Source organism: Cobetia sp., from assembly GCF_983723665.1.
The window spans coordinates 1,684-12,307 of sequence record NZ_CFDJES010000051.1; the positions used below are offsets into that span (position 1 = coordinate 1,684).

Genomic DNA, 10,624 nt, shown 5'->3' on the forward strand with positions numbered 1-10,624 from the left:
CTCAACCTCTCAACATGAGCACCATTCATCATGCTTGAATTGCGCCATCTGCGTACCCTGCTGGCCCTGCGTGATGCTGGCTCGCTGGTCGAAGCCGCGGAGCGTGTCCACCTTACCCAGTCCGCCCTGTCCCATCAGCTGAAGGACCTCGAGGAGCGCCTGGGCGCGCCGCTGTTCATCCGCAAGACGCGCCCCGTGGAGTTCACCCGCGCCGGACAGCGCCTGTTGTCGCTGGCAGAGCAGGTACTGCCGCAGTTCCGCATGGCTGAGCGCGACATTGCTCGCATGGCGGGTAGCGAGCAGGGCCGGCTGCACATGGCCATCGAGTGCCATAGCTGTTTTCAGTGGCTGATGCCGACGGTGGATCGCTTCCGCGATCACTGGCCGGAGATCGAAGTCGATATCCCCTCGGGCCACAGCTTCGCTCCCCTGCAGGCATTGGGCCGCGAGCAGCTGGACCTGGTCATCACCGCCAACCCGGTGGAGATGACCGGCATCCAGTACATTCCGCTGTTCCGCTACGAGGTCATGCTGGCCGTGGCACGCCAGCATGCACTGGCCATCAAGGGCCATGTGGAGCCGCAGGACCTGTGCGACGAGACCTTGATCATCTATCCGGTCGAGCATGATCGCCTGGACGTCTTCACCCAGTTCCTCGAACCGGCCAACGTGAGCCCGCGCGAGATCCGCAGCGCGGAGATGACGGTGATGATGATGCAGCTGGTCGCCAGCGGCCGCGGCGTCACGGCGCTCCCCAACTGGGCGCTGGCCGAGTACCTGACGCGCGATTACGTGCGCGGCCTGTCGCTGGGCGACGGTGTCTGGGCGACACTCTACGCCGCCGTCAGAGAAGATCTGCTCGGCACGCCGTGGATGGACGACTTCCTGCGTACCGCCCGTGAGACATCATTCGAGGTGCTGAGTGGCGTGAAGCCTGCCTGATACCCGGGCCTCAGCGCTTACGAGGAATGGATACACGAAAGCCCCACCACTCGACAGGCCGCAAGGCATCGATTGGTGGGGCTTCTTGTTAGTACTGTTCAATGCTTGTTCACGCCATATCACTACGGCTTGCGTCCAAGACTTTTTCTTCAGCACAAACAGAACCGCCCCAGCATGAGCTGGGGCGGTTCTTGACATCTATCATCTCAAGCGGAAAGCATTCCGCAATGAGTGATGATCAGTCGATAGCCTTGACGTTGGCTGCCTGCAGGCCTTTCTGGCCCTGAGTCACGTCGAAGGAGACCTGCTGGCCGTCCTGCAGGGTCTTGAAGCCATCAGCCTGGACTTCGGAGAAGTGAACGAACAGATCGTCACCACCGTCAGCCGGAGCGATGAAACCAAAACCTTTAGCGTCGTTGAACCACTTAACTGTACCTGTAGCCATGAGAAATTCCTCTCTGATTAGCATGTTTGAAATAACGGGCATTACCCGAAGAGCGTGGGCAAAGCAAAACCATGCATCAAATCAGCGAGGCTTCTCGGGGCGCTCAAGGCGATTTACCGAGCAGCACAGGCGACTGAGTGGTGCGTCTTGCTATCCAACAGGGGCTACATTGCACGCTAACCCATGATCACGTCAAGCCTTTTCGACAATCACTTCACACAGTCGCCAATCGATGCCACTCCAGCCAGGTCAGAAATCCCCCTTCCGGCAGCTGCGGATTCGGCGCATCGGTCCCCAGCAGCAGGCGGTCTCCCTCGAGCGTGACGCGCCGCACAAGGGTGACTTCATCCCAATCGGCGATCGTGGCCAGCGACAGATGATGGCAGACCTCCTCCCGCTCACTGTCCCACTGCCAGCGCCCACAGTAGGCAAAGCCCTCACGAAAGGCGGCGACCAGCTGATCATCCGTCGGCGCCATTCCCAGAGGCTGACGCTCACAGGACACCAGCTGCACGCTCATATAGCCATTGGCCATGTAATGCAGCTGGCCCTTGCACTCGCCCAGCGGCTCCAGCTCGCGTCCATCCGGCCAGGCATACCAGAAACGCTCGAGCCGCCACGCGCCGATCAAGTCAGGATGCAGTGACAAGGAAGATTCCCGCATGGCCGATTCCTCAAACGGTCGTGATCAGGTGGCGTGCTCGTCCTGGAGTGACGGCGGCTTGACCGGCGGCAAGGGCACAGGCGCCTTGCGTTCCAGCTGGCTGGAGGTCAGTGGCAGCAACAGGCTGAAGCGCGCGCCCTTGAGCGATCTTCCCTTGTCCACCACCACGCTGCCGCCGTGGGAATGCAGGATCTTTTGCACGATGGAAAGCCCCAGCCCGTAGCCGCCGGAGGCACGCGTACGCGAATCATCCAGGCGCGCGAAGGGCTTGAAGACCTTCTTGCGATCTTCCTCATTGATGCCGGGGCCATCGTCCTCGACATCGAGCCTGACCACCTGCGGGTCACTGGTGATACGCACCAGCACACGGGAATCCGCGTGCCGGCAGGCATTGGAGACCAGATTCTGCAGCGCCCGCTGCAGATAGCGTGCCTCGGCCTCGACCTCCAGCGCCTCGCCTTCGATGCTCAGCAGCAATTCAGGATGCAGCGGCGCCAGCGTCTCGCAGACCTGCTCCGCGATCTCGCGGCAATCCACCATGCCGAGGTCCAGCTGGATACCGGCGGCATTGTTGAGGCGTGCGTAGGTCAGGATCTCGTCGATCAGCTTGTCGAGTTCCTCGATGTCGCCGTCTGCGCCCTTTATCTGACGCTGGACGAAATCATCATCGACCATGTCCTCGATCATCTGCAGCGCGAAGCGGATACGCGCCACCGGCGTGCGCAATTCATGCGAGACCGCCCGAATCATGTCCTGCTGCGCGCCCAGCAACCCCTGCACCCGCTCAGCCATGCCATTGAAGGCCATGCCGAGACGCCCGAGAAAGTCATTGGACTCGATGCGCACCCGCGTATCGAGATAGCCGCCCGCAATGCGTGTCGCGGCCTTTTCCAGGCGCGTCAGGCGCGCCTCCAGTGAACGCACCACCAGATAGATGACGCCGCCCAGCAGACTGATGACCGCCAGTATCATGGCGATGATCAAGGCCGGCGGTGTCGTCTCGAAGCCTCGGATGGGCCCGACCTTGAGCATGGCGCGGTCCCCCAGACGAGTATAGAGCGCCATCGCCTGGCCATGACTGGCCACATTGAGCACCACCCGACCGGCCTCCAGGCGACTGGCCTGCTGCGCATCGAGATTCTGCGGAATGTCCGGCAACAGCGCGAAGGACAGACCGGAGGCCTGCTGCAGCTGGGCCAGCAAGTCGCTGCGTTGCTCGGCATTCATGGGCTGCAGGGTGTCATGCAGCGACACCATCAACCCGCGCAACTGCCGCTCCGCGAGATGCAGCAGCCGGAATTCCAGCACTCTCTCTTCGCCCGGCACCGCCATCAACAGCTGCCAGCCGGCGTCATCATGCGGCCTCACCAGCGGCCGCCCGGCTTCAAGGCGGCGCTGCTCCCACCAGCTGAGGTCAAAGACCGCCGCCGGTGCCAACAACAACCGCCCATCCAGCAGGCGGGCGGTCCGATTGAGGAAGGCCCCGCGCTCAGCCTCCGGCGTGGCCGCGATCTGGCTCACCAGCAGGCGCATCGGTGCCGCGCCCAGACGCGTCTGGTAGGCCTCCAGCCGGACCATGTTGGTCAGCTGAAAGCCACCCAGCGCGATGCCCAGCGTGAGCACCAATGCCACCAGCAAGGCGACATAGACACGCAGGAAGATGCTGTCGGAGAGAGCCCGGCGCATCGTCTAGAGGTCCTTGACGAACAGGTATCCCTTGCTGCGCACCGTCTTGATCCGCTCAGGATGATTGGGGTCATCGCCAATCTTGGGGCGGATGCGCGAGACACGCACGTCGATGGAGCGGTCCTGGCCGTCGTACTTGATGCCGCGCAGCGCAGAGAAGATTTCCTCGCGCGTCAGCACGCGACCCGCATTCGAGGACAGCAGCCACAGCAGGTCGAACTCGGCACTGGTCAGCTCGATGCGCTCGCGCGCCAACCATGCCTCACGGGTGGCGTTGTCGATCTCGAGATCATTGAACACCAGGCGCGTCTCACCGGCGGCCACTTCGGGGCCATCGGCGCGACGCAGCAAGGCCCGCATGCGTGCCAGCAATACACGCGGCTGCACCGGCTTGGGCACGTAATCGTCGGCGCCCATCTCCAGACCCAGCACCTGATCCATGTCATCGGTACGCGCCGTCAGCATCAGGATCGGCCCGGCGAACTGAGGCCGCACGCGACGACAGATGGACAGGCCATCCTCGCCCGGCAGCATCAGGTCCAGAATCACGATGTCGGGGCGCAGACTGATGATCAGGTCCACCGCCCGCGCGCCGTCATTCTCGACGCTCACGCGGAAGTTGTTGGCTTCGAGGTATTCGCGCGTCAGTGTCGCCAGACGCTCGTCATCCTCAACAATCAATACATGTTCTTGCGCATTGGTATCCAAGGGCATTCCATCCGCATCGTTGGGTCAACGTGGCCAGCAGCTCACAAGCAGTTACTTTCCTGTGCCACGTCGTAACCTTTTCAGGGTGATTTGTCACGAATGATACGCCAATTTGGGCGTTTACGCGCCAGCAGCGCAGGCACCATCTGCATTGACGGAGCGCAGAAAATTTAACACCTGAACTCTTGACATCCCCCAGCGGCAAGGCCGGATTTTCAACCACACCTTACCCACAAGTTATCCACTTGCACGCCCCACCAAACAACACTATCTTGTGTCCAAAATCAGCTCACACCCCATATGTAGGGTTTTGGCGACGTCGACACCCATAGATCATGGCGACGATTGTCAAGCCCCGAAAGCATGAATCAGCGTATGGGAAGGCAGTCACGCAAGGCTGCTGGAACCGTGTCTCATGAACGCTATCAGGCTCAGCCCGGGCGCCGATTGCCCCGCCTGAGCCTGATCGAGTTTCTCGACGACAAGGCTGACGACGACAGAATATCCCCGGGCGCAGGCAGGAATTTCCAGCCTGCGCCCCGATACGAATTGCCCTCGAGCCCTAACGGGCAACGATTCACCTTCAGACGATTCAGGAAGGCGTCATGGATTCCACTTTCAGCACCGATCAGGCGACAGTCGACGTGACTGCCCCCCAGCGCCTGCGCGTCATCAAGCGCAATGGCGATGTTGCGGCCTTCGACGCCAGCAAGATCTCCGTCGCTCTCTCCAAGGCGTTCATCGCCGTGGAAGGCGATCAGGTCGAGTCCAGCTCGCGCATCCGCGACCTGGTTCAGCAGCTGACCAGCCAGATCACCGACGCCTTCCAGCGTCGCATGCCTGACGGTGGCACCCTGCACATCGAAGACATCCAGGATCAGGTCGAGCTGGCGCTGATGCGTTCCGGCGAGCACAAGGTCGCCCGTGCCTATGTGCTGTACCGCGATGAGCACGCTCGTGCCCGCAGCGCCCAGAGCGAAGGCATCGCCAAGCCGCACCCGACCATCAACGTCACGCACCTCGACGGCAGCGTGCGTCCGCTGGATCTGGGCCGTATCGAGACCCTCGTCTTCGATGCCTGCGCCGAGCTTTCCAACGTCGATGCCCAGAAGATCGTCGATGACTCCCTGAAGAATCTGTACGACGGCGTGCCGGTCGATGGCGTATCCACCGCGCTGATGATGACCGCGCGTACGCTGGTCGAGAAGGACCCGAACTACACCTACGTCACCGCCCGCCTGCTGCAGGACAACCTGCGCCGCGAAGCCCTGAGCTTCCTCAAGGTCGCTGACGAGGCCACCTTCGGCGAGATGAAGGACCACTACCCGGTCGCCTTCAAGGCCTACATCGAGAGCGGTATCGCCTTCGAACAGCTGGACGAGCAACTGGCCACCTTCGATCTGGAGCGTCTCGGCGCGGCCATCGATCACACGCGTGACAACCAGTTCACCTATCTCGGCCTGCAGACCCTGTACGACCGCTACTTCCTGCACCAGAACGACGTGCGCTATGAGCTGCCGCAGGTCATGTTCATGCGTGTCGCCATGGGCCTGTCCCTGAACGAGGAAGACCGCGAAGGCCGTGCCATCGAGTTCTACGAGCTGCTGTCCAGCTTCGACTACATGGCTTCCACGCCGACGCTGTTCAACGCCGGTACTCGTCGCAGCCAGCTGTCCAGCTGCTACCTGACCACCGTGCCGGACGCCCTCGATGGCATCTACGGCGCCATCCGCGACAACGCCATGCTCTCCAAGTGGGCGGGTGGCCTCGGCAATGACTGGACGCCGGTGCGTGCGCTGGGCTCCTACATCAAGGGCACCAACGGCAAGTCCCAGGGCGTCGTGCCCTTCCTGAAGGTCGTCAACGACACCGCCGTTGCCGTCAATCAGGGTGGCAAGCGCAAGGGCGCCGTCTGTGCCTATCTGGAAACCTGGCACATGGACGTCGAGGAATTCCTCGACCTGCGCAAGAACACCGGTGATGACCGTCGTCGTACCCACGACATGAACACCGCCAACTGGGTGCCGGACCTGTTCATGAAGCGTGTCTTCGATGACACCGAATGGACCCTGTTCTCGCCGTCCGACTGCCCGGACCTCCACGACCTGTACGGCGCGGCCTTCCAGGCGCGTTACGAGCAGTACGAGGAGATGACCCGTCAGGGCCAGCTGAAGCTGTTCAAGCGCGTCAAGGCGCGTGATCTGTGGCGCAAGATGCTCTCCATGCTGTTCGAGACCGGCCACCCGTGGATCACCTTCAAGGACCCGTGCAACCTGCGCAGCCCGCAGCAGCACGCCGGTGTCGTGCACTCGTCCAACCTGTGCACCGAGATCACCCTCAACACCTCTGAGGACGAGATCGCGGTCTGCAACCTGGGTTCGATCAACTTGGCGCAGCACGTCATCGACGGCAAGCTGGATGGCGACAAGCTCAAGAAGTCGGTGCGTACCGCCGTGCGCATGCTCGATAACGTCATCGACATCAACTACTACGCCGTACCGCAGGCGCGTCGCTCCAACATGCGTCACCGCCCGGTCGGGCTCGGTATCATGGGCTTCCAGGATGCGCTCTACGCGCAGTCCATCGCCTATGCCTCCGAAGAAGCCGTGACCTTCGCCGACGAATCCATGGAACTCGTCAGCTATCACGCCATCGAAGCTTCCAGTGATCTGGCCGCCGAGCGTGGTCGTTACGAAAGCTTCGACGGTTCGCTGTGGAGCCAGGGCATCCTGCCGATCGATTCCATCGAGAAGCTCAAGACCGAGCGTGGCGCCGACTACATCGAGATGGACGAAAGCCAGACTCAGGACTGGGACTACATCCGCGAGAAGGTCCGCACCCAGGGCATGCGCAACTCCAACGTGATGGCGATCGCGCCGACCGCGACGATCTCCAACATCTGTGGCGTCTCGCAGTCCATCGAACCGACCTACCAGAACCTGTTCGTCAAATCGAACCTGTCTGGCGAGTTCACCGTGGTCAACGCCTACATGGTCAACGACCTCAAGGCGCGCGGCCTGTGGGACGAGGTCATGATCAACGACCTCAAGTACTACGACGGCAGCGTGCAGCCGATCGAGCGCATCCCGGAAGACCTCAAGGCGCTGTACGCCAACGCCTTCGAAGTCGAGCCGAAGTGGATCGTCGAAGCCGCCTCGCGTCGTCAGAAGTGGATCGATCAGGCCCAGTCCCTGAACCTGTACATCCAGGGCGTGTCCGGCAAGAAGCTGGACGTGACCTACCGCATGGCATGGTTCCGTGGCCTCAAGACCACCTATTACCTCCGTGCTCTGGGTGCGACCGCCGTGGAGAAATCCACCGTCGATCGCAGCAAGCACAACGCCGTCGGCAATGCACCGACTCCGGCACCGGCTCCCGCGCCGACCCCGGCACCGGAAGCCAAGCCGGAACCGCGCGGCATCGAAGACTTCCTGCAGGGCAAGAGCGGCCAGCGCGCCCCCTCCGCCAGCAACATCGATGAGTTGGGCTGTGAGGCCTGTCAGTAAGCGATTGCGCCAGACCCGAGTCCGCTGACGCTGACTCACCGCCTGCCAGGACACACCTTGCAGGCGGATTGCGGCAAATCCACAAGACCGAGCCCCGCTCGGTCTTGTGCCGCCACCAACAATCACTGCCTCCTGACATTCCCTCGAAACAAGCCCGGGCCTGACTCCCTGTGGGAGCCACGCCACTCGATGGCGCTCGCGTCGTAGAACGCACCGCCCCTGCCTTTTCGTCACGCTGACTGCCCGCGTGACCATCACCGAATACGAGGAACGCAACATGTTGAACTGGGACGATTTCCACGAAGACGAAGCCCCCGCTGCCGAGAAGCCGGCGACGGCCAAACCGGCGCCGCAGGCCGAAGCTCCCGCCGCTGCCCCGGCGACTGACGCTGTTGTCGCGAGCGAGAACAGCGAAGGCTACGCGATCAGCGATGCCGAGCGCATCGCCCGCGCCCAGCAGGCGCTGGACGATCTCGACGTGGCCAAGGGTCTGGAAGAACTGGAAATGGGTGCCCAGCGCATTCAGGTCGACGAGAAGCGCATGATCAATGCGCGCGCCGACGTCAACCAGCTGGTGCCCTTCAAGTACGACTGGGCATGGCAGAAGTACCTCGACGGCTCCGCGAACCACTGGATGCCGCAGGAAGTGAACATGAACGCGGACATCGCGTTGTGGAAGAGCCAGGACGGCCTGACCGAAGACGAGCGTCTGATCGTGATGCGCTCGCTGGGTTACTTCTCCACTGCCGACTCGCTGGTCGCCAACAACCTGGTGCTGGCCGTCTACAAGAACATCACCAACCCGGAGTGCCGCCAGTACCTGCTGCGTCAGGCCTTCGAAGAGGCGATCCACACCCACGCCTACCAGTACTGCATCGAGTCACTGGGCATGGACGAAGGCGAAGTCTTCAACATGTACCGTGAAGTGGACTCCGTGGCGCGCAAGTCCGCCTGGAGCCTCAAGCACACCCAGGCGCTGGCACGTGCCGACTTCCACACCGGTACACCGGAAGCGGACCAGGAATTCCTGCGCAACCTGATCGGCTTCTACGCCGTCACCGAAGGCATCTTCTTCTACTGCGGCTTCTCCCAGATCCTGTCCATGGGACGTCGCAACAAGATGACCGGCGTCGCCGAGCAGTTCCAGTACATCCTGCGTGACGAGTCCATGCACCTGAACTTCGGCATCGACGTGATCAACCAGATCAAGGTCGAGAACCCGCACCTGTGGACCGCCGAATTCCAGGACGAAGTCACCCAGATGATTCTGGAAGGCACCCAGCTCGAGATCGAATACGCGCGTGACACCATGCCGCGCGGCGTGCTGGGCATGAACGCGGCCATCATGGAGGAATACCTCCACTTCATCTGCAACCGTCGCCTCGCGCAGCTGGGCCTCAAGGAGCAGTTCCCGGGCGCCAAGAACCCGTTCCCGTGGATGTCCGAGATCATCGACCTGCGCAAGGAGAAGAACTTCTTCGAGACGCGCGTCACCGAATATCAGGTCGGCGGTGCCCTGAGCTGGGATTGATCGCTGATCACTCCCTCTCCCAGAGACAGGCACGCGACTGACGCCTGCCTCTGCTGTGCACCCCAACGGGCCATGTCATTGATATGGCCCGTTTTTGCGTCCAGCGCCCGCACAGGGTAGGCTTCGCGCCGTCCCGACTCTCCCCGGCTTCACGTGAAAGGAACGAACATGCAACTCGGTATCATCGGACTCGGCCGCATGGGCGGCAATATCGCTCGTCGCTTGATGCGCAATGGCCACGAAGTGGTCGCCCATGATCGTGACGCGGCAATCGCCCAGTCACTGGTCGCCGACGGTGCGACGCACGTCGATAGCCTCGTGGAACTGGTTCAGCAGCTCGAGGCGCCGCGCGCCGTCTGGGTCATGCTGCCGGCTGGCGAGATCACCGAGCAGACCATCGCCACGCTTGCCGAGCTGATGGAAGCCGGCGACACCATCATCGATGGCGGCAACACCTTCTACAAGGACGACATCCGCCGTGCCACGGCCCTCAAGCTGAAGGGCCTGAACTACGTCGATGTGGGTACTTCCGGCGGCGTGTGGGGCCTGGAGCGCGGCTACTGCATGATGATCGGCGCCGAGAAGGCCGTGTTCGAGCATCTCGAGCCGCTGTTCGATACCCTCGCCCCGGGCTATGGCGATCTCGAGCGCACCAAGGGCCGCAACGCCCCGGATGAGCGCGCCGAGCGCGGCTACATCCACGCCGGCCCGGTCGGCGCCGGTCACTACGTGAAGATGGTCCACAACGGCATCGAGTACGGCCTGATGCAGGCTTATGCCGAGGGCTTCGAACTGATGCAGAGCAAGGGCTCCGACGCCCTGCCGGAAGATCAGCGCTTCGACCTCAATCTGGCCGATATCGCCGAGGTGTGGCGTCGTGGCAGCGTGGTGTCTTCCTGGCTGCTTGACCTGACCGCCCAGGCCCTGGCCGGTGACGAGCGTTTGGACCACTACAGCGGTGCCGTCTCCGACAGTGGCGAAGGCCGCTGGACCGTCGATGCCGCCGTCGAACAGGGTGTCGCGGTGCCGGTGCTGGCCAATGCGCTGTTCTCGCGCTTCAGCTCGCGCAAGGAAAACACCTACGCCAACCGCCTGCTGTCGGCGATGCGCTTCGGCTTCGGTGGCCATGTCGAGCCGCCCAG

At 62.4% G+C, this 10,624-nt stretch carries 8 protein-coding genes; 4 read left to right on the top strand and 4 right to left on the bottom strand.

Annotation, left to right across the window (positions count from 1 at the left end; genetic code table 11):
- The first annotated feature begins 30 nt into the window (after positions 1–30).
- Positions 31–942 (top strand): LysR family transcriptional regulator, encoded by a 912-nt coding sequence (locus tag AC4FAH_RS07110; RefSeq protein WP_054555293.1) that lies wholly within the window; start codon positions 31–33, stop codon positions 940–942.
- 238 nt (positions 943–1,180) lie between these two features.
- Here AC4FAH_RS07110 and AC4FAH_RS07115 read toward each other — a convergent pair whose 3' ends face one another.
- The 4 genes from AC4FAH_RS07115 to AC4FAH_RS07130 all read right to left on the bottom strand — a co-directional run bounded on the left by AC4FAH_RS07115 (position 1,181) and on the right by AC4FAH_RS07130 (position 4,445).
- The gene (locus tag AC4FAH_RS07115; protein ID WP_043333698.1) at positions 1,181–1,387 is read right to left on the bottom strand and encodes a cold-shock protein; all 207 of its coding nucleotides are present in this window, start codon (positions 1,385–1,387) and stop codon (positions 1,181–1,183) included.
- 214 nt (positions 1,388–1,601) lie between these two features.
- The gene (locus AC4FAH_RS07120) at positions 1,602–2,051 is read right to left on the bottom strand and encodes a lipocalin-like domain-containing protein (RefSeq protein WP_288387863.1); all 450 of its coding nucleotides are present in this window, start codon (positions 2,049–2,051) and stop codon (positions 1,602–1,604) included.
- A 24-nt stretch (positions 2,052–2,075) separates the two neighbouring features.
- Entirely contained in the window at positions 2,076–3,737 is a 1,662-nt protein-coding gene (locus tag AC4FAH_RS07125) for an ATP-binding protein (protein WP_175089956.1), read from the bottom strand.
- Positions 3,738–3,740: 3 nt separating this feature from the next.
- Positions 3,741–4,445: a winged helix-turn-helix domain-containing protein gene (locus tag AC4FAH_RS07130; RefSeq protein ID WP_394805763.1), complete on the bottom strand. Its 705-nt coding sequence runs from the start codon at positions 4,443–4,445 to the stop codon at positions 3,741–3,743.
- Positions 4,446–5,050: 605 nt separating this feature from the next.
- Here AC4FAH_RS07130 and AC4FAH_RS07135 point away from each other — a divergent pair.
- From AC4FAH_RS07135 to gnd, 3 genes are all read left to right on the top strand, one after another.
- On the top strand, positions 5,051–7,951 hold the full coding sequence (locus tag AC4FAH_RS07135) for a ribonucleoside-diphosphate reductase subunit alpha (RefSeq protein WP_054555290.1): 2,901 nt from the start codon (positions 5,051–5,053) through the stop codon (positions 7,949–7,951).
- Between the two features lie 277 nt (positions 7,952–8,228).
- The gene (locus tag AC4FAH_RS07140; RefSeq protein ID WP_287020779.1) at positions 8,229–9,482 is read left to right on the top strand and encodes a ribonucleotide-diphosphate reductase subunit beta; all 1,254 of its coding nucleotides are present in this window, start codon (positions 8,229–8,231) and stop codon (positions 9,480–9,482) included.
- Positions 9,483–9,650: 168 nt separating this feature from the next.
- The coding region (gene gnd, locus AC4FAH_RS07145; protein ID WP_490245816.1) for a phosphogluconate dehydrogenase (NAD(+)-dependent, decarboxylating) at positions 9,651–10,624 on the top strand (974 nt) is incomplete at its 3' end.

Excerpts from the sequence above, each read along its gene's own strand:
- AC4FAH_RS07110 (WP_054555293.1), top strand. The coding sequence starts at position 31 with ATGCTTGAATTGCGCCATCTGCGTACCCTGCTGGCCCTGCGTGATGCT.
- AC4FAH_RS07115 (WP_043333698.1), bottom strand. The coding sequence starts at position 1,387 with ATGGCTACAGGTACAGTTAAGTGGTTCAACGACGCTAAAGGTTTTGGT.
- AC4FAH_RS07120 (WP_288387863.1), bottom strand. The coding sequence starts at position 2,051 with ATGCGGGAATCTTCCTTGTCACTGCATCCTGACTTGATCGGCGCGTGG.
- AC4FAH_RS07125 (WP_175089956.1), bottom strand. The coding sequence starts at position 3,737 with ATGCGCCGGGCTCTCTCCGACAGCATCTTCCTGCGTGTCTATGTCGCC.
- AC4FAH_RS07135 (WP_054555290.1), top strand. The coding sequence starts at position 5,051 with ATGGATTCCACTTTCAGCACCGATCAGGCGACAGTCGACGTGACTGCC.
- AC4FAH_RS07140 (WP_287020779.1), top strand. The coding sequence starts at position 8,229 with ATGTTGAACTGGGACGATTTCCACGAAGACGAAGCCCCCGCTGCCGAG.